The organism is Mesorhizobium sp., from assembly GCF_965229135.1.
Taxonomy (GTDB): domain Bacteria; phylum Pseudomonadota; class Alphaproteobacteria; order Rhizobiales; family Rhizobiaceae; genus Mesorhizobium.
Genome location: NZ_OZ245860.1, coordinates 452,735 through 471,946 on the forward strand (window position 1 = coordinate 452,735; position 19,212 = coordinate 471,946).

Below are 19,212 nucleotides of genomic sequence, written 5' to 3' on the forward strand. Positions count from 1 at the left end.
AATGATGTCCGCACACCACCGCATTGAGGCCATTGCCACGGCGCTTTCCGTAGATGGGCTCATTTTTCGCGGTGGTTTCAATTTCACATCGGGCGACGCGCCCCCGACCGGCTTGTCGGGCGCTCCGGCCAAATCCGTCCTGCTGGTGGGGCAGGCGGGGGCGGCACCATGGCCGCATTTCCTGCGCTGGCGCGAAAAGCAACCACGGACGGTCGCCAACCCGCTTGATACATGGTCGCGGCAAGTGATCGGCGCAGTGGCGGAAAGATTTGGCGCACGCACGGTTTCACCTTCCGACAAGCCATATCTGCCGTTCCAGCGATGGGCGATGCGCGCGGAAGGATTAAAACCGTCGCCATTGGGCATCCTCATGCACCCGCGATACGGGCTCTGGCACGCCTATCGTGGCGCGCTGCTGTTCGAGGACGAAATCCAGGTCGAGGCGCCTCAGGCAGAGATTCACCTTTGCGATGCATGTGTTGGAAAACCCTGCATGAAAGCCTGTCCGGTCGACGCGTACTCAGAAGATGGATTCGCCTATCAGTCTTGTCTGGCGCATGTGCGTGGGGTCAGGGGCGAAGCGTGCCGCAGTGGCGGTTGTCTTGACCGCAATGCCTGCCCTTACGGTACCTCCTATCGCTATCCGGCCAATGTGCAGGCGTTTCACATGGCAAGTTTCGCGCCGATGGTCGGCTGACGGAATCGCCTTGTTCCCGATACCGCTCTGCCGGTGCTGGTACGCGGTGTCCGCACGCCTGTAGCTTGACGGCAGGCAGAAGCCTGCCTATCCATCAAGTCATCGGATGATTTGATGAATAGGCCAATGCAACCCGCCACCAGAACCAATCTCACCGACAGTGCCGCCGAGAGCCTGCGCGCCGAAATCATTGCCGGACGCTGGGGCGTGGGCGGGCGTGTTCCCAATGAAGCAGCGCTTGCGGATCTTTTGTCGGTCAGTCGCGGCACGGTACGCGAAGCGGTGCGGGTGCTGGTCTCGCAAGGATTTCTGGATACGCGCCAGGGCTCCGGCACCTACGTGCGCTCCGCCGTCGATTCTTCGGCCGCGCTCGACCGGGTCAAGCGCGCGGGCCTGCGCGATCAATGGGAGGCGCGGGCCGCATTGGACCTGGAAGCCGCGCGGCTCGCCGCGCTGCGCCATACGCCTGCCGATCTCGAGCGGATGCGGCAACTGCTCGGTGAGCGCGGCACGGTCGCGGACGGCGGAAGCGAAGCCTTCATTCGTCGCGACTTCGCCTTCCACAAGTCGGTCGTCGCGGCGTCCGGCAACAGAGCGATGATGGAACTCTACGACTTCTTCACCGCCGCCATCACCGAAACCATCCATGCCACCATCGACGGCGAACTGCCCGAGCCCGACCAGCAGGCGCACGCGGCCATCGTCGAAGCCATCGCCGCGAACGATCCGGACCGCGCGGTTGCCGCCGTGCGTGCTTTCATGGCGCCGGTGCTTGCCCAACTTGAAAGACTGCTTTCCCAATGAACCAGAGTTTTCGTGGACCTCACGCGGTGGCGCAATCCGAGGCCGTCGGGAGCCTGGAACTCATCGATGCCGAAGCCGACAGCCTGCCGTTGCCGCCCGAACCGCGCAGCCGTGCCGCGCGCATCGTTCTCGGTGCCAGCCTTGTGTTGATCGCCTTCAATTTGCGGCCACTGTTTTCCAGCCTGTCGGTGCTGTTGCCCGAGGTGATGCAGGCGACCGGTCTGTCGACGACCGGCGCCAGCCTGCTGACCACGCTACCGGTCCTGTGCCTCGGCCTGTTTGCGCCGTTTGCGCCAAGACTTGCCCAGCGCTATGGGGCCGAACGCACCTTGCTCGGCGCGCTGGTGCTGCTGGCGCTGGGAACCGGGTTGCGCTGGTTCGGCTCGGTGCCGCTGCTGTTTGTCGCCACCTTCCTTGCCGGCGGCGCCATAGCCATCGGCAACGTCCTGCTGCCGGGCCTGGTCAAGCGCGATTTTGCCGGTAGCGCCGCCGTCATGACCGGGCTCTACACCATGGCCCTTTGCGCCGGCTCGGCTGCCGCCGCAGGTCTCACCCTGCCGATCGAGCACTTTGTCACGGGCTCCTGGTCGGGCGCGCTCGGCGCATGGGCGGTGCCGACATTGCTGATGCTGCTGATCTGGATCCCGCAGGCGCTGGGCAGCCGGCGGCAGGTCAGTCATGGCGGCTTTCGCGTCGTCGGCCTGTGGCGCGATCGCCTGGCCTGGCAGGTGACCTTGTTCATGGGCCTGCAGTCGGGACTTGCCTATTGCATCTTCGGCTGGCTGGCACCGATCCTGCGCGAGCGCGGATTCGACGCACCCACCGCCGGCGCCATCGCTTCGGTGTCTGTCATGGCGCAGGTCGTCACTTGCCTTGCCGTGCCCTCCATCGCGGTGCGGCTCAAGGACCAGCGCGGCATCAACGTGGCGCTTGTCGGCATCGCTGTAACGGCGTTGCTCGGCATCCTGTTCGCGCCGACCTCGACCGTGCTTTTCTGGGCGGTCCTGCAAGGTATCGGGCAGGGTGGCCTGATCGCGGCCGCGATGACATTGATCGTGCTGCGCTCGCCGGATTCGCATGTCGCGGCGCATCTTTCGGGCATGGCGCAGGGCGTTGGCTATGTGCTTGCGGCATTCGGCCCGCTGCTGGTCGGCCTGATCCGCGGCTGGACCGGCAGCTTTTCGGAGACGGCCTTCCTGTTTGTCGCGCTGGGTCTCGGCGCGGCCATCATGGGGTTTGGTGCCGGCCGGGCGCTGCACGTTGGCGCACGAACCGTGCCTGCCGATAGCGACGTCTGAGATGGCTTTTCGTGGGTCCCTGGTCGTTGGACGAACGCCGCACGAAATGTTGACCACACGGTTCGGGTAACGCCTTGCCCAACCTGCCGGCGCGGATATGTATCGCTCGACAAGGCAACGGAGCGCATTATGGCCAAGCAGGATATTCAGATCAAAACCAGCGATGGCGCGGCCAAGGCGGGGCTATTCCGCCCGGCTGGGGAGTCCAAGGCCGGTGTCATTCTCTATATGGACGCCTTTGGCCCGCGACCCGCGCTTGATGCCATGGCGGAACGGCTGGCCGGCGACGGCTATGCGGTGCTGGTTCCCGATCTTTTCTACCGATTTGGCTCTTACGGCCCGTTCGACGCCAAGACGGCATTCACCGAGGAGAAGAGCAAGGCGGCCATCATGGCCATGGTCACTGGCACGACACAGGAGATGACCATCAACGACAGCGGCGCTTTCCTCGATGCACTGGCGGCTGAGGGCGTCACCGGACCGATCGGCACTGTCGGCTATTGCATGGGCGGCGCACGGGCGCTCAACGCCGCCGCTGTCTATCCAGACAGGATAAAGGCCGCCGCCAGCTTCCACGGCGGCAATCTCGCCAGCGATGCCGCCGACAGTCCGCATAACAAGGCCGCCGCCATCAAGGCGCGCGTCTATGTCGGCATGGCGGGCGTCGACAGAAGCTTCCCGCCGGAACAGTCAACGCGGCTTGCCGAGGCGTTGCGCGTGGCGGCTGTCGACCACGCCATCGAGAACTATGTCGGCATGGCGCATGGCTGGTGCGTGTCGGATCACGGTGTCTTCGATGCGGCGGGCGCGGAGCGTCACTGGAAGCGGCTGGGCGCGCTCTTTGCCGAAACACTGATCTGAGCTTTCGTCCGGCTGTTCTTGCCTGTTGGCTGTCCAGTCCGTTCGCGGTATCAGGCAGCCAAGTGGCGCGGCCCCAAAGGTAGTTGGCCGAGCGGGAACGAATAGCCTGATGCAATCCTTTGATGTCGTGATCATCGGCGCCGGCGCCGCTGGAATGATGTGCGCCTTGGAGGCCGCCAAGCGCGGCCGTTCGGTGCTGATCCTCGATCATGCGGCAATGCCCGGCGAAAAAATCCGCATCTCCGGCGGTGGCCGCTGCAACTTCACCAACATCCATGCGAGCCCAAAGAACTTTCTGTCGGGAAATCCGTATTTTTGCATCTCGGCGCTCAGCCGCTATACGCAGCGCGATTTCATCGCGCTCGTCGAGCGGCATCGCATCGCCTATCACGAGAAGACGCTGGGACAGTTGTTCTGCGATGGCTCCGCGCGCCAGATCATCGACATGCTGGTCGGCGAAATGCAGGGCAGGGGCGTGGAACTGGCGCTATCGACAGGCGTCGAGGACATCAGCAAGACAGTGGACGGGTTCGTCGTGACCCTGTCCACCGGTGCGGTCGCCTGCCGGTCGCTGGTCGTGGCTTGCGGCGGCAAGTCCATTCCCAAGATGGGCGCGACGGGCTTCGGCTACGAGATCGCCTCCCGGTTTGGCCTTGCCATCGTCGAAACGCGCCCGGCATTGGTGCCGCTGACCTTCGATGCAAAGACACTCGAGCGGCTCGCGCCGCTGGCCGGCAATGCCGTCGATGCCGAAGTTTCCTGCGGCAAGACGCGGTTTTCGGAAGCGATGCTGTTCACGCATCGTGGCGTCAGCGGGCCCGCCATCCTGCAAATATCGTCCTACTGGCGCGAGGGCGACGAGATCCGCATCGCCATGCTGCCGGGAACGGATGTCGCCGATCTTGTTCGATCCGCCAGGCGTGTCAATGGCCGGCAGGCGGTGCAGACAGTGCTCGCCAACCATCTGCCGAAAAAGCTGGCGCAGGCGATCGCCGAGCGAACCGGTATCGATGGCAATCTGGCGGATCTTTCCGATGCGCGGATGAAAGCCATCGACGCCGCCGTCAATGATTGGCGTATCAAGCCTGCTGGATCGGAAGGCTATCGTACCGCGGAAGTCACGCTTGGCGGGGTGGATACCAAGGGGCTTGACCAGAAGACGATGCAGGCGAAATCCGTGCCCGGCCTGTTTTTCATCGGCGAGGTCGTCGATGTCACCGGCTGGCTCGGTGGTTATAATTTCCAATGGGCGTGGTCGTCCGGCTGGGTGGCGGGACAAGCGGTCTAGACGGCATCCGCGGCAGCCATGGTTCCGATTGCCTAGACAAGGCCCGTCGCATGGAGCCCGATGAAAATAGCCACACCCGCGCCGATCAGAAGCAGCGGATTCACCCTGGTGGTGAGAAGCGCCGCGGTTGATGCAAAGGCCACGGCGCGTGCGAACCAGCCGCCGTCTATGGCCTGCAGCAATATATAGGTCGACGCGAGGATCATGCCCGCGGCGACAGGCCGGAGTCCTGCCTCGAGCGCCCGCTTCCAGCGCGTGCCGCCGTCGCGGGACCATATATGAGCGACGGCGTAGATGAGAAAGGTCGTCGGGCCGAAAATGGCCAGGGTTGAAACGACTGCACCCCAAAACCCGGCGACCTGCCAGCCGATCAAAGTCACCAGCAAGGATCCCGGCCCCGGGGCCATCCGCGAGATGGCGAATGCCTCGACAAATTGCGACTGGCTCATCCATTGATGGACGTCGACAACCTGCCGGTTGATATCGGCAATGGCGCTCTGTCCGCCGCCAATGGTGACGAGTGAGAGCGGAGCAAACACCGCCAGCAAGCTCAGCACCAGCGAGGTGTGGGGGCTCTCACTCATCAACTTGTCCCCTTGGCGTAGGCAAAGGCCACGCCCAAGAATCCGGCGGCCAGTACGACCCAGAAAAGCGGCCAGTGCAGGATAGCGACGGCGACGAATGTGCCGGCCATGATCATGATGGGAATAGCGCTTCGAGGCACTGCTCGTGCTGCCGTGATGCCCATGGACAGCGACAGGCCGACAGCGGCCGCCGCGGCTCCGGTCAACACCACATGCGTCAGCGGATAGCGTGACAAGGAGGCGAATAGCGCTCCCAACAGAACGATGACGATAGCGGGCGGGACGATGATGCCAACAAAGCCAATCAAGGCGCCACGCCAGCCAAGAAACCTGTAGCCTATCCAGACGGCCATGTTCTTGACGTTCACACCAGGCAGCGCCTGGGAAATGGAAAGGCCGTTGAGGAATTCCTCCTGCGTCATCCATTTGCGGTTCTGAACGAACTCCCGCAGCAGCCAGCCGCTCAACCCACCGCCGAAACTCGTCAGGGCGATGCGTGTGAAGACCCAGAACAGCTGCGAGCCACTGGGGGCGGATGGTGTTTCCGGTTCCGACATGTTCAACGTTCAGGCCGCAGCCATTTCTCTATGGGAGCATGATCCCTGGACGAACGAACCGCCTGTCCGAGAAACCGGGTACCATTTTTCGTGATCAAGCTCCGCAACAAAGACCCGAGTCGAACCGGAATTGCCAGCGCCATGCCTGCCGACAACAGGTCACTCTTTCTTGCGCCTCCCGTGAAGGCCTCGTGGAAACAGTTGGACTTCGCATGCCGGGGCGAAAACAGCCAATCTGAAAAATTTCTTTCCATGGCCCCAAGGAATCGCCACTAGCCTTCGTCCAAGAGACAATGATGGCGATGATGCTGGATGAAAGCGAAGCCTCCGACGCCGAACTGATCGGGCGGGCGAAGGGCGGAGACAGGGGGGCGTTCGGCATATTGCTGGAGCGCCACTATGACTTCGTCTATCGCGCCGCCTATCGCTGGTGTGGGGCGAAGGCCGACGCGGAAGACATTGCCCAGGACGTCTGCGTCCGGCTCGGCCGGGCGATCCGCGACTATCATGGCGGTGGCGCGTTCACGACATGGCTCTACGCCATGACGCTGAATGCCGTGCGCGACAGAATGCGCAAGACTGCCCGCGAGGCGGTCAAAACCGAGGCCTATGGCGTCCATGCGCTGATCTCGGGCGAAGCCTCGGTCGACGTTGAAGATCCGGCCGAGGCGCTTTGGGCGGCGGTGCGAATGTTGCCGGACAAGCAGCGCGATGCCGTGCTCCTTGTCTATGGCGAAGGGCTCGGTCACGCGGCGGCGGCCGAAGTGATGGCGATCTCGGAGACGACTGTTTCCTGGCACATCCATGAAGCGAAGAAACGGCTGAAGACGCTCATGCGTTCGGCCGGGGAAGTGTGACCATGGTCGACGACAACGAACTCAAGAGGCTGCGCGACATCGCGGCACCGGCGCCGGGCGAGAGCGCGAAGGCACGCGCCTTCGAGGCTGCCTTGCGCGCCTATGACCTGGACGAAAAAGATTCGCCCGCCACCCAAGGATCGGCCGCGAGGCTTCGTCTCACAGAGCGAGCACAAAAGCTCTGGAGCCAAATCATGCAAAAGAGATTGATTGCCACGCCGGCCATTGCCGGGCTCGTCGCCCTGCCGATCGCCGGATACGCCACTTTCCATCTGCTGCGCGAACAGCCGCCGATATCGGGCGGTGGCCAAACGATCACGGAGACGCTGGCCGACAAGCCGGCCACGGTGAAGGCGCCGGCCGAGCCCTACAAGCAGAAGAAGGCTGACGACGACGCTGAACGGCGTGAGGCGGTAAAAGCACTCCTCGACCGGACTCCGCCGCTGAAATCTGGAGCAGGGCAAGTCGCCGGTCTGGGAGCGGATAAGTCGGTGGCACCTGTTGTCCCGCCGGAGGCTGAGATGCCAGCGGCAGTCAACGAGCCGGAATACGGCACTCTCAAGACCTACAAGCAGGCGCCCGCGCCGGCTCCCGCCGGTCAACTTTCACTCGATGGCAGCGCGAACGCGCCGCCCCCGATGGCGGATGCCTCCCGAGTTGCCCGCATGTCCGTCGGGTCCAAATTGATGGTGCGGCGGGCCGCACCGGTTTCCGCCGATCAGGTGCCGGCCCAGGCAGAAGACCGCAATCGTGTCGAGGATTTCAAGTCCAATCCGGTGCATGCCGCACTCGAGGATCCGGTCTCGACCTTCTCGATCGACGTCGACACCGCCTCCTATTCCTTCGTGCGGCGCTCGCTGAAGGAAGGCACCGTGCCGCAGGCCGATACGGTCCGCGTCGAGGAGATGATCAATTATTTCCCCTATGACTGGAAGGGACCGGACTCCGCGTCGACGCCGTTCAACTCGACCGTCAGCGTCATGCCGACGCCGTGGAACGAGCACACCAAGCTGATGCATGTCGCCATCAAGGGTTTTGACATCAAACCTGCCGAGCAGCCCAAGGCCAATCTGGTCTTCCTGATCGATGTGTCCGGCTCGATGGACGAGCCGGACAAGCTGCCGCTCCTGCAGTCGGCCTTCCGGCTGCTGGTCAACAAGCTCAAGGCCGACGACACCGTGTCTATCGTCACCTATGCGGGCGAGGCCGGCACGGTGCTGATGCCGACCAAAGTTGTCGAGAAGGACAAGATACTGGCGGCGATCGGCAGCCTGCGGGCGGGTGGATCGACGGCCGGCGAGGCCGGCATCAAGGAAGCCTACCGGCTTGCCCAGCAATCCTTCATCAAGGATGGCGTCAATCGCGTGATGCTGGCCACCGACGGTGACTTCAATGTCGGCCAATCGGATGATGACGATCTCAAGCGGTTGATCGAGAAGGAGCGCAAGACCGGAGTGTTTCTGTCGGTGTTCGGCTTCGGCCACGACAATCTGAACGACCAGATGATGCAGACCATCGCCCAGAACGGCAATGGCACCGCCGCCTATATCGATACGCTGGCCGAGGCCGAGAAGGTGCTGGTCGAGGACGCCTCCTCGACACTGTTTCCAATCGCCAAGGATGTAAAAATCCAGGTCGAGTTCAATCCGCAAAAGGTCTCCGAATACCGGCTGATCGGCTACGAGACCCGCGCCCTGAACCGGGAGGATTTCAACAATGACCGCGTCGATGCCGGCGACATCGGCTCCGGACATTCGGTCACCGCGATCTACGAGGTCACGCCAAAAGGCAGCGGCGGCGAGCAGGTCGACCCGCTTCGCTATGGCCAGGCCTCGGTGGACAATGGCGGCGTGGCCAATGCCGACGAATATGCCTTCGTCAAGATCCGCTACAAGCTGCCGAACGAAGACGTCTCGAAGCTGATCACCACGCCGGTGACATCAGCCAACGAGGTATCGTCCTTCGATCAGGCGAGTGCCGATCAGCGTTTCTCGGTTGCCGTCGCGGCGTTCGGCCAAAAACTGCGCGACGAAGATGCGACGGCGAAGTTCGGCTACGACAAGATCATGCAGATCGCCGATGCCGCACGAGGCGCCGACCCGTTCGGGTACAGGTCCGAGTTCCTGTCGCTGGTGCGACTGGCCTCGGCGCTGGGCGACAGCAAGTAGTGATGATAACGGCCGGTCTCTGTCAGGCTGGAGCGTTCTGACAGGGGAACCGACCTGCGGGCGGGTGAGGCAGGCCGGCGAGGGATCTTTCCCGTGCCGGCCTTTTTTCGTTGCACCGCGATCTTCCGCCAACCATTCTGGCGGAAAAGGCAGGACCATGAAGAAACGTATTGTTCTGGTGCGGCACAGCGACGAGCCTGCTGACGACCGCGTGTTCACCTATCTCCTGCTAAACGGCTACGAGCCGGTCTTGCGTCGCGCCTATGCCGGAGAGACGCTGGATGCGGATGACGGTGTCGCGGGCGGCGTCGTCTATGGCGGCATGTACAATGTCTACGATACGTCGCTGCATCCATTCCTGCTGGATGAGTACCGATTTATCGACTTCTGCATGAATGCCGATATCCCGTTGCTCGGTATCTGCCAGGGCGCGCAGCAGATTGCCTGGCATCGCGGTGCGCATGTCGGTCCGCCGGCGAGCGGCATACATGAATTTGGCTGTTATCCACTTTATCCGACCGTGGGGGCGGAAGATTTCCTGTCCGCGCCGATCCATGTGACGCAATCACACTGGCATGGCTTCGAATTGCCGGAAGGCGCCCAGCACCTTGCCTCGAGCGACCTGTTTCCCAATCAGGCTTTCCGCATCGGCGACAAGGTCTACGGCCTGCAGTTCCACGCGGAAGCCACGGCGACCGGTTTCAGGCGCGTGCAGGACCGTCCCGGGGCGAATTATGACAAGCCGGGCGCACAGACGCGCGAGGAGCAGGATCGCCTCATGAGCCTGCACGATGGCGCGCAAGCCGCCTGGTTCAACGGGTTCCTGCGGAAGCTTTTTCCGCCTTTGATTTGGCCTTCAACGAGGCGATAAGGCGGCTTGAGGCGATGTGCGGCGATCGTTAAATTGCGCGGCATTTCCGGTACCGGATCGCAACCTCCACTTGTTACACCGCTCATCTCTACGGGGCTTGAGGGAGCCGGAATTGCAAATCAGTACTATCGCCAACCCGACACCACCGGTGCGAAACGCTCCGGCGGTTCCATCAGCCGAATCCAGGCGCATCAGCGACGACGTCGCGCAGGCGCGTCACACCGCGATGTCGGCGCTGACCAACGACCGCTTCCGCATCATGCTGGAACAGATAAGCGATCCTGTTTCATCCGGCGCGATCATGACGATGCGCGGCGACAATGTTGTCGATTTCAGGTCGGCGCAGTCAAGCTACGCCGACAACGGCGGATAACCAAAAAGCGATCGCCTCAGGCGCGGCCGCGACGACGCTCGCGGCGGGCTTCGCTTGTCTCGGCGGTGTTTTCGGTCGCCACCTTGTTGCGCATCGGGCCGATGCGCTCGACGATCGCGGCAACCGTCGGGCGCTGCGACTTCTTGTGCGCGTCAAGCGCCTTGCGCATGGCGGCAAGGTGCTGGAACGAGGTGCCGCAGCAGCCGCCAACGATTTTCGCGCCGGCATCGACCGCGAGCCGCACATAATCGGCCATCAGTTCCGGCGTGCCGGAATAGTGGATTTCGGTGCCGCGAAATTCCGGAATGCCGCAATTGCCCTTGACGATTACAGTCGCCTCCGGCTTTGCCTCGGTCATGTCGAGCAGCGATGCCAGGATATCGGACGCACCGACACCGCAGTTGGCGCCGACGCCGAGCGGGGCCTGCGACAGGCCGTCGACGACACCATGGATATCCTTGGGCAGCAGCCCCATCATGGTACGGCCGGCGGTGTCGAACGAACCCGTATAGGTGTAGGGTAGGCCAACGCGAATGGCAGCTTCGGCTGCAGCGCGGATTTCGTCGGGCGCCGACATGGTTTCGATCCAGGCGACTTCGGCGCCGCCTTCCTTGAGGCCCTCGATCTGTTCGGCGAAGGCGTCGACCGCCTCGTCATAGGTCATGGCGCCGAGCGGGACCAGAAGTTCGCCTGTAGGGCCGACCGAACCGGCGACGATCACCTTGCGGCCGGCCTTGTCGGCGACGGCGCGGGCGATCTCGGCGGCGCGCTTGTTCAGCGCATGAACGCGGTCCTGGGCATGATGCAGCTTCAGCCGATGACGCGTCCCGCCGAAGGAGTTGGTGAGGATGATGTCGGCGCCGGCATCGACGAAGTTCTGATGCAGGCTGGTGATCGTGTCGGGCGCCGTCTCGTTCAGCAGTTCCGGTGCCTCGCCGGCTTCCAGCCCCATGGCGAAAAGGTTGGTGCCGGTGGCGCCATCGGCCAGCAGCACACCCTTTTCAGCCAGCAGCGCGTCAATGGGGTTGGTCGTCGTCATCGAATTGGCTTTCATGGTTTATGAATTGGATAAGGATATAAAGAAGTCTTTATGTCTAGTCAATGAAATTGCGGCCATGACATCGCGGACATCACTGCCACTTCTCACGATCCGCTGGTGATCTCGACCTCGATCCCGGTGCGGACTCCGCCATTGGTCGGGTAGCAATCGACCGAGCAGGCGGTAACCACCGGCAGCAGGTCCTGTTCGGCGCGCAACGTCACGTAGCCGCCGGGCGGATTGATCGATGCCTCTACAATCAGCCCGCCATCCGTCCGCGGCAGAGAGTTCTGGAAGAGATCGACAGGATCGGGGGCGAAGGGTACGGATGGTCTGGGGAAATGCGGTCTGGCGCTCGACCATGAGCTCGAGCGCCATCGATCAGACAGAGCCTGACGGGAACGACATGCCGGCCAGATTGCGGGCGTAGCCGGCGGCCTCATGCGGGTTGACGTCGGCGGCGCGGATCAGATTGTCGAAATGCTGGGTGAGGGCCTGGATCGGCTGGGTTGCGTTCAGCACCACATACATGTCGCCGACATAGATGGCGGCCCGGTAGGGACCGAAGATGGTGAGCGGTATCGAGTAGCGCATGCGGCCGTCATAGAGAAACAGACGGAAGGTCGGGTAGAGGTCGTCGAGCAGCGTCGCCATATGGGCGAGTTGCTGCTTCCGGTCAGCCTCGGGAAAGCGATCCCAGACGCCAAGGCCACGGGCAAAAATCTCCAGCGTGTGGCGCGGCATGCAGACTTCCATGTCGGTTTCCGGACGCCGGTTGTATTCGATGCGGTATTGGGTCTCGATGGCCTGCGCCTGGCGGCTCCTGTTGGTGATGTTGGCTTCGTAGTCGACGAGCGCGTGTGTTCGCAGAAGGTCGGGAATGCCGGCCGGCACATAGCGGATCTTGGTACCCGCGGCTTCCGCGAACCATTTGGCCAGCAGCGTGCGGTCGAAACCGTCGGGCGCTTCCTCGATCTCCAGGCTCTCGCGGATTTCACCAGTCAGGCCCTCGTCCTGGCTGAGGCCGAGCAGCCAGTCGAGCGACACCTTGAATTCGGCAGCGATGTTGAGCAGCGTTTCAGCGCGTGGCAGACGCGTCGAGGCGCCCGACAGCAGTTGCGACAGTGCCGAGCGGTCGATGCCGACAGCGGCGGCGAAGGCCGACTGGTTGAGGTCGGATCGTGTCAGGAGCAGCTTCAGACGCTCCCGGAAGATTGCTGACAGGTCGCGTTTGTCCATCGCTGCTTTCCACGAATCCTTAGGAAGAAATTTGCGCCGGAGCTATTCAATTCACCTGCTCAGGCGTAAATGAATCCCCAAGGCTGTTTACAATGTGTAACATGTGCGGTCAAAAATGCGCAATCGCAACAGTTTGTACACTTTGTCTCGTTGAGTGGAATCACTTCTCCTGACACTATGCTGTCAGGAGCCAGTTGGGGTTCCGGCGACTGAAAGGGACAGTGGTCGATAGCATGGCAGGCAAGAGCATCAGGCGACACAACGCACCAGCCATCGAATGGCCGACCGTGGTACTCGCTTTCTTCTGTTACGGGACATGGCTGGCGACCGGCTTCCTGCTCTGGCCCTCATATCCGGTCCTGGCGCTCGCCATCCTTGGCTTTACCCTGGCACTGCAGTCATCGATCATGCACGAAGTGCTGCATGGCCATCCGACGCGCAATGCGCTGATCAACGAAGCTTTCGTGTTTCTGCCGATCGGTCTTGTCTGGCCGTTTCGCCGTTTCAAGACGCTTCATTTGCGCCACCACGCCGACGAGCGGCTGACCGATCCGCTCGACGATCCCGAGAGCTATTACAAGGCGCTCTGGCATCACGACGAATTGCCCCTGGCGATGAAATTCCTGCTGAAGATCAACAACACCATGGCCGGCCGTTTCTTCCTCGGTCCATGGCTGTCCTGCATCGGCTTCTTCATTGACGATGCCAAGCATGTGATCGGCGGCGACAAGGTGATCCGCAAGGCTTGGCTGCTGCATGCGATCGGCCTCGTGGTCGTAGTGCCGATCGTGCAGTTCGGCTTTGGCATTCCGCTGTGGCTCTACATCCTGGTGCCGGTCTGGCTCGGACAGTCGCTGATCGCGATTCGCACTTTCGCCGAGCATCAATGGTCGGAACATCCGGAAGGCCGCACGGTGATCATCGAGCGGTCGCCGCTGTCCTTCCTGTTCCTCAACAACAATCTGCACTTCGTCCATCACAAGAGCCCGACCGTGGCTTGGTACAATCTGCCGAAGCTGTTCCGCGATCGTCGCGAGGAATGGCTGCGGATGAACAACGGCTATGCCTATCCGAACTATTTCGCGCTGATCAAAGCCTATGCCTTCAAGGCAAAGGAGCCGCTGGTACATCCGGTGCTGCGGCGTGCGCCGGAACCTGGCCGTGCTTTCCAGCCGCGCATCAGGGCTCGCAACGTCAATGGTCTCGGTACCGCGCCGGTCCCCGCCGAGCCGCCGAAGGAATAAGCTTTTGCGGCAAGCTGGGCTGGCCTGCTAGACTTCGGTCTGTGAACCCCTTCAACCTTCCCACGTAACGGTCTGATATCGGCATGAGCGAATTTATTGCGGCGTTGCCGATGTATGACTGGCCCGAAGTACGCGCGGAAGTCGATGCGCAATGGGTAGGATTGCGCGATGCCTTCCGGCAAAAGGGTATCGACGCGCCGCAAACCATCGTGCGCCTTAACGGCGACCTGCCGCCGGTGCCGGGCGGCATCCACGATGCCGATGGCAAGCTGATCGCGCCCGATCCGGCGACATTGCCACCGGGCGAACTCGATTTTCACAAGCTTTGGCTACATCCCGCACTGCTGTTCGCGCAGACTTGCTGGGGACCGATGGAACTCGGCCTGTCCAGGCATGTGCAAGTGGTTGGCCAGCCCAGCTATGACGCCTATGAAGGCGGGCAAGGCGAGCTCTACTCGAGTGCGCTGGTGATGCGCAAGGGCGAGGGGCCGGAGGTTCGATCGCCTGCGGACGGCGGCCCATCCCTCCCGCTCGATCTGATCCGTGGCAAGCGCTTCACCTTCAACAGTCTCGATTCCATGTCGGGCATCATCGCTCTTACGCGCGATTTGCAGGCCGCCGGGGAAAGCCTGGACATCTTTGCGTCGCGCAGCGAAAGCGGCGGTCATCGCGGCTCGATCGTCGCTGTCGCCGAAGGTAAAGCGGATATAGCCGCGATCGATTGCGAAAGCTGGGCGCTGGCGCGGCGTTTCGAGCCGGCGGCGCGGAAAGTCGTGATCGTCGGCTGGACAGGACGGCGCAAGGGCCTGCCTTTCATCACCGCCAGGACGACGCCGGAAAAGACGGTCCGGGCAATGCGCGAAGCCCTTGCCGGATTAGCCGAGCAGCCGCGCATCCAGCGGGTAGGTTGAGAGTTGCTCGTTGCCAGTCTCGGTGATGAGGATCTGCTCCTCGATCTTGACGCCTTCGCGCCCGCCAAGCCTGCCGATATAGCTTTCCACGCACAGCACCATGCCGGGTTCGATTACCCCGTCCGGCGTGTCTGATGTCCAGTCGCTGGCATGTGGCAGGGTCGGGTACTCGTCGGCCAGCCCGACGCCGTGATAGAGCACACCGTAGCGGGTCGGGAAACAGTCTCCCGGCGGCACCGCCGAGCGTTCGACAAGGTCTCGGAACGAGACGCCCGGCTGCATCAATTGCGTGTTGTTGATGATCTGGTCGGCGGCGATGCGGAACAGGTCACGCTGTTCATTAGTCGGCTTTGCATCGCCGCACAGCCAAGTGCGCGACAGGTCGGCGCAGAAGCCGTAGGGTCCGATGAGGTCCGTGTCGAAGGCCACGAGGTCGCCGGCTTCGATGACACGCGACGAGCATTCCTGGAACCACGGATTGGTGCGCGGTCCCGATGCCAGCAGCCGCGTCTCGATCCATTCGCCGCCGCGCGCGATGTTGCCGCGATGCAGTTCCGCCCATAATTCGTTCTCGGAAATGCCTGGCTTCAGGGCCTTTTCCATCTCGCCCATCGCGGCCTCGCAAGCGACGATCGAGCGGCGCATGGCAAGGATTTCGTCCGGTGATTTGATCAGCCGGGCGCTTTCCATCACCGCTTCGCCATTGCCGATCGAGACACCCAGGCGCGCCAGTTCCTCGACGCCTTCGGGATTGAGGTGGTCGACGGCGATGCGGCTGTTGCCGCCACCATGCTCCCTGACCAGGTCGGCGATGCCGGCGGCCCAGCGGCGGACTTTCTGGTCGGTCAGTTCGCCGCCATAGAGATACATCCAGGATATGGCGGGGCGCACCTCGTCGACGACGCCGGAATGGTCGGACAGGTGCTCGCAGGAAAAATAGTCGAACAGCACCACCGGCCCCTCGGTGGCGACGAAACAATGACGCGTCGGATTGTGCGCCACCCAGAGCTGCATGTTGGTCGAGTCTGTGGCGTAGCGGATGTTGACGGGATCGTAGAGCAGGGCGCCGGCATAGCCGCGCCGCTTCAGTTCGGCGCGGATTCGCTCCAGCCGATATCGGCGCATCGCCGGCAGATCGGGGGCGGCAATGCCTGCCGCCGCCCATTCCGATTCAGCCTGGGCGCCATAGCCCAGCAGATGCTGGTTGAGTGAAGCCGCCTTCTCGCGGGAGGCTTCACGCAGCGCCTCGATCGAGTCGGGCTCGAACGGCATGATCTTGCGGTGGCGGCCGAAGCTGCCTTTGGGCGCCGCGCTGTCCATGACCGGAGCTCAGGTCCGCATCTTCTCGCCGCTCGGATCGAACGGCGCTTCGACGTTGATGCGGGCCGGGCGGCGGTGGCCGAGGATCTCGATCTCGAAGAGGCCGGCACTTTCGTCCTCTGCGAGTGCCGCCGGAACGTAGCCCTGCGCCATCGATTTCCGCACATAGTGTGCATATCCGCCCGACGTGACCCAGCCGACCACGCGCCATTCACCGTCGACGATGCCGCGCACCGCGGAGGCGCCTTCCGCGGCCTTGGAGCCGCGCACTTCCTTGCCCTTGTCATCGAAGCGCGGAGCACCATAGCCATGCGGCTTTTCCACCGTGCCGTAGTCCTTGCTGACCTTGGCCCAGATCGGCTCGTCGCCCATCACGTCGGCGCCGTCCGCATCGACGATGAAGGAGACGCGGCGCAGTTTTGGTCCTTCCGCGTGTTCCTTGGCGGCGGCCTCGCGGCCGATGAAGTCGTTCTTCTCAAGCTTGATGAAGCGGTCCATCGAGCCCTCGAATGGCCCGTAAATCGGCCGCAGCTCGCGGAACCAGGTAGGGAAGTTCTTTTCCAGGCGCATAGAGAGCAGGGCCCGCATGCCGAAATCGACCAGACCGAATTCCTCGCCGGCGTCCTTGATCGCTTTGTAGACGAGGCGCTGGTAAGCCGGCGCCATCCAGATCTCGTAACCGAGATCGCCGGTATAGGTGATGCGGTTGACCATGCAGGGCGCGCCGCCGACGGCCATTTCGCGGAAATCCATGAAGCGGAAGGCCTTTGTCGAGATGTCGACATCGACGAGCTTCTGCAAGAGGTCACGCGATTTCGGTCCGGCGATCGAGAGACCTACCAGCGTCTGGTCGAAGCGGTGGATGCGAACCGAGCCGTCCTTCGGCAGGTGCTTTTCGAACCAGCGCATGTGGTACTTCTGCGCCGCCGACGAGCCCCAGATCATGAAGCGGTCTTCGCCGGCCTTGGCGATGGTGAAGTCGCCGATCAGCTTGCCGATTTCGTTGATCATTGGCGTCAGCACAATGCGGCCGGTCTTCGGCATGCGGTTGGTCATCAGCCGGTTAAGGAAATCCTCCGCGCCCGGTCCCGACACTTCGTATTTGGCGAAGTTGGCGATTTCCGTAACGCCGACACCCTCACGCGTGGCGCGCACTTCCTCGCCGATCGGGCCAAAATCGTTGGAGCGATGGAAGGAGACGATGTCCTTGGGTTCCTTGCCTTTCGGCGCGAACCACAGCGGGGTTTCGAGACCCCACGAGTCGCCCATGACGGCGTTGTTGGCCAGCATCGTGTCGTAGAGCGGCGTCGTCTGCGCCGGGCGAGCCGCCGGCAGTTCCTCATTGGGGAAGCGGATGGAGAAGCGGCGCGAATAGTTCTCGCGCACCTTGGCGTTGGTGTAGCGCAGGCCGGCCCACTCGCCGAAGCGGGCGACATCCATGCCCCAGACGTCGAAGCCCGGGTCACCATGCACCATCCAGTTCGACAGCGCGAGGCCGACGCCACCGCCCTGGCTGAAGCCGGCCATGACGGCGCAGGCGCACCAGAAATTGGTCAGGCCCTGCACCGGGCCGACCAGTGGATTGCCGTCGAGCGCGAAGGTGAAGGGGCCGTTGATGATCTGCTTGATGCCGGCCTTCTCGATGCCGGGGAAATGCTTGAAGCCGATTTCCAGCGACGGCGCGATGCGATCGAGATCCGGCGGCAGCAGTTCATGGCCGAAATCCCACGGTGTGTTGACCGGCGACCACGGCTTGCAGGCCTTTTCGTAAGTGCCGAGCAGAATGCCGTTGCGTTCCTGTCGGGTGTAGATCTCGCCCTTGAAATCGAGCACGCCGATCATCTCGCGGCCGGTCGATTTGTTGAATTCCTCGACCTCCGGCATAGGCTCGGTGAGCAGATACATGTGCTCCATGGCCAGCACCGGCAGTTCGACGCCGACCATACGGCCGATCTCGCGCGCCCACAGGCCACCGCAGTTGACGACATGCTCGGCTTTCACCGTGCCTTGTTCGGTGACGACGTTCCAGGTGCCGTCGACCTCCTGCGTCAATTCGACGACGCGGTTGCGCAGCACGATCTCGGCGCCGAGCTTCTTGGCCGCCTTGGAATAGGCGATGGTGGTGCCGGACGGATCGAGATGGCCCTCGACAGGATCCCACATGGCGCCGACGAAATTGGTTTCGTCCATCAGCGGGAACATGGCCTTGGCTTCGGATGGTGTGATCAGCTCGGTGTCCATGCCGAGATAGCGGCCCTTGGCGTGCGCCAGGCGCAGGAAGTCCATGCGCTCGGGGGTGTCGGCCATCATCACGCCGCCGGTCAGGTGCAGCGAGCAGGACTGGCCGGAAATCTCCTCGATCTCCTTGTAGAGTTGCACCGTGTAGGCCTGCAGCTTGGCGACGTTGGGGTCGCCGTTCAGCGTGTGGAACCCGCCGGCAGCATGCCAGGACGAGCCGGAGGTGAGCTCCGAACGCTCGATCAGCATGATGTCGGTCCAGCCGGCCTTGGCCAGGTGGTAGAGAACCGAGCAGCCGACGACGCCGCCGCCAATGACTACCGCTTTTACGTGGGATTTCATGAAGATAGGTCCGTTTTTAGAGAAATTGAATCGGGTGAGCGCGGCGTGAAAACAAAGCGGAGGTCGGATACGGCGATGTTTTCGGTCAGCCTGCCATCAAGCGCGGCAAGGATGGTTTCACAGACGGAGGTACGATGTTTCAGCACGTCATGGTTCCAGAGACGCAGGATCGAATAGCCTTGGACGCGCATGAAATCATCGCGTTGGCGGTCGTAGGAACTGTCGGCGTGTTGGGGTCCATCGACTTCAACGACAAGCCATTTTTCTCGGCAGGCGAAGTCTGCAAAAAAGGGGCCGATGGAGAATTGGCGGGTGAATCGATAGCCGCCAAGTTTGCGCGCCTTTAGTTCAAGCCAAAGCAATGCTTCTGCCTGGTTGCCTCCCTGCCTGAGAGTTCGGGCTCGCTGGGTTGTGCCTATTTTGCGGCGGCTGCGCGTTTCATGAACGGCTTCCCCCACTCCGGCGCTGCTTCGCAGCGCCACCTCTCCCCCCTCCGGAGGGAGAGGAAGGGCGCCGGCTGG

At 62.6% G+C, this 19,212-nt stretch carries 18 protein-coding genes; 11 read left to right on the forward strand and 7 right to left on the reverse strand.

All coding sequences use genetic code 11. The annotated features are described in order from the left end of the window. Positions 1-4 precede the first annotated feature (4 nt). The 5 genes from ACO07C_RS02120 (at position 5) to ACO07C_RS02140 (ending at position 4,948) form a co-directional block, all read left to right on the forward strand. Entirely contained in the window at positions 5-697 is a 693-nt protein-coding gene (locus ACO07C_RS02120) for a hypothetical protein (RefSeq protein WP_421912578.1), read from the forward strand. A 126-nt stretch (positions 698-823) separates the two neighbouring features. Next, positions 824-1,501, forward strand: a complete 678-nt coding sequence (locus tag ACO07C_RS02125; protein WP_421912579.1) for a FadR/GntR family transcriptional regulator — start codon at positions 824-826, stop codon at positions 1,499-1,501. Beyond that, positions 1,498-2,799: a CynX/NimT family MFS transporter gene (locus ACO07C_RS02130; protein WP_421912580.1), complete on the forward strand. Its 1,302-nt coding sequence runs from the start codon at positions 1,498-1,500 to the stop codon at positions 2,797-2,799. Before ACO07C_RS02125 ends, ACO07C_RS02130 begins: the two co-directional genes overlap by 4 nt. Positions 2,800-2,928: 129 nt before the next feature. Then, positions 2,929-3,660: a dienelactone hydrolase family protein gene (locus ACO07C_RS02135; protein ID WP_421912581.1), complete on the forward strand. Its 732-nt coding sequence runs from the start codon at positions 2,929-2,931 to the stop codon at positions 3,658-3,660. A gap of 109 nt (positions 3,661-3,769) precedes the next feature. Next, entirely contained in the window at positions 3,770-4,948 is a 1,179-nt protein-coding gene (locus tag ACO07C_RS02140) for an NAD(P)/FAD-dependent oxidoreductase (protein ID WP_421912582.1), read from the forward strand. Positions 4,949-4,980: 32 nt separating this feature from the next. Here ACO07C_RS02140 and ACO07C_RS02145 read toward each other — a convergent pair whose 3' ends face one another. Together ACO07C_RS02145 and ACO07C_RS02150 are read right to left on the reverse strand one after the other, a co-directional pair. After that, positions 4,981-5,532, reverse strand: a complete 552-nt coding sequence (locus ACO07C_RS02145; protein ID WP_421912583.1) for a chromate transporter — start codon at positions 5,530-5,532, stop codon at positions 4,981-4,983. Next, positions 5,532-6,089, reverse strand: coding sequence for a chromate transporter (locus tag ACO07C_RS02150; protein ID WP_421912584.1), 558 nt, complete (start codon positions 6,087-6,089; stop codon positions 5,532-5,534). Before ACO07C_RS02150 ends, ACO07C_RS02145 begins: the two co-directional genes overlap by 1 nt. 296 nt (positions 6,090-6,385) lie before the next feature. Between ACO07C_RS02150 and ACO07C_RS02155 the strand changes: the two genes are divergently transcribed. The 4 genes from ACO07C_RS02155 (at position 6,386) to ACO07C_RS02170 (ending at position 10,358) form a co-directional block, all read left to right on the forward strand. Then, positions 6,386-6,946: an RNA polymerase sigma factor gene (locus ACO07C_RS02155; protein ID WP_421912585.1), complete on the forward strand. Its 561-nt coding sequence runs from the start codon at positions 6,386-6,388 to the stop codon at positions 6,944-6,946. Between the two features lie 2 nt (positions 6,947-6,948). Then, positions 6,949-9,114: a YfbK domain-containing protein gene (locus tag ACO07C_RS02160; protein WP_421912586.1), complete on the forward strand. Its 2,166-nt coding sequence runs from the start codon at positions 6,949-6,951 to the stop codon at positions 9,112-9,114. 157 nt (positions 9,115-9,271) lie between these two features. Beyond that, positions 9,272-9,985: a glutamine amidotransferase-related protein gene (locus tag ACO07C_RS02165; protein ID WP_421912587.1), complete on the forward strand. Its 714-nt coding sequence runs from the start codon at positions 9,272-9,274 to the stop codon at positions 9,983-9,985. 112 nt (positions 9,986-10,097) lie between these two features. Further along, the gene (locus ACO07C_RS02170; RefSeq protein WP_421912588.1) at positions 10,098-10,358 is read left to right on the forward strand and encodes a hypothetical protein; all 261 of its coding nucleotides are present in this window, start codon (positions 10,098-10,100) and stop codon (positions 10,356-10,358) included. Between the two features lie 16 nt (positions 10,359-10,374). On the opposite strand, the gene bmt is transcribed toward ACO07C_RS02170, so the two are convergent. Both bmt and ACO07C_RS02180 read right to left on the reverse strand, forming a co-directional pair. After that, the gene (bmt, locus tag ACO07C_RS02175; RefSeq protein WP_421912589.1) at positions 10,375-11,397 is read right to left on the reverse strand and encodes a betaine--homocysteine S-methyltransferase; all 1,023 of its coding nucleotides are present in this window, start codon (positions 11,395-11,397) and stop codon (positions 10,375-10,377) included. A 381-nt stretch (positions 11,398-11,778) separates the two neighbouring features. Continuing rightward, positions 11,779-12,636: a helix-turn-helix domain-containing protein gene (locus ACO07C_RS02180; protein WP_421912590.1), complete on the reverse strand. Its 858-nt coding sequence runs from the start codon at positions 12,634-12,636 to the stop codon at positions 11,779-11,781. 233 nt (positions 12,637-12,869) lie between these two features. Between ACO07C_RS02180 and ACO07C_RS02185 the strand changes: the two genes are divergently transcribed. Together ACO07C_RS02185 and ACO07C_RS02190 are read left to right on the forward strand one after the other, a co-directional pair. After that, on the forward strand, positions 12,870-13,880 hold the full coding sequence (locus tag ACO07C_RS02185) for a fatty acid desaturase (protein WP_421912591.1): 1,011 nt from the start codon (positions 12,870-12,872) through the stop codon (positions 13,878-13,880). Between the two features lie 83 nt (positions 13,881-13,963). Beyond that, entirely contained in the window at positions 13,964-14,791 is an 828-nt protein-coding gene (locus ACO07C_RS02190; RefSeq protein WP_421912592.1) for a phosphate/phosphite/phosphonate ABC transporter substrate-binding protein, read from the forward strand. On the opposite strand, the gene ACO07C_RS02195 is transcribed toward ACO07C_RS02190, so the two are convergent. The 3 genes from ACO07C_RS02195 to ACO07C_RS02205 are packed head-to-tail and all read right to left on the reverse strand — an operon-like array spanning position 14,756 to position 19,173. Beyond that, the gene (locus ACO07C_RS02195) at positions 14,756-16,111 is read right to left on the reverse strand and encodes a M24 family metallopeptidase (RefSeq protein WP_421912593.1); all 1,356 of its coding nucleotides are present in this window, start codon (positions 16,109-16,111) and stop codon (positions 14,756-14,758) included. The two genes, ACO07C_RS02190 and ACO07C_RS02195, sit on opposite strands and share 36 nt — an antisense overlap. A 9-nt stretch (positions 16,112-16,120) precedes the next feature. Continuing rightward, the gene (locus ACO07C_RS02200; RefSeq protein ID WP_421912594.1) at positions 16,121-18,691 is read right to left on the reverse strand and encodes a GcvT family protein; all 2,571 of its coding nucleotides are present in this window, start codon (positions 18,689-18,691) and stop codon (positions 16,121-16,123) included. After that, entirely contained in the window at positions 18,688-19,173 is a 486-nt protein-coding gene (locus ACO07C_RS02205; RefSeq protein ID WP_421912595.1) for an endonuclease domain-containing protein, read from the reverse strand. The genes ACO07C_RS02200 and ACO07C_RS02205 overlap by 4 nt, the downstream gene beginning before the upstream one ends. Positions 19,174-19,212 lie beyond the last annotated feature (39 nt).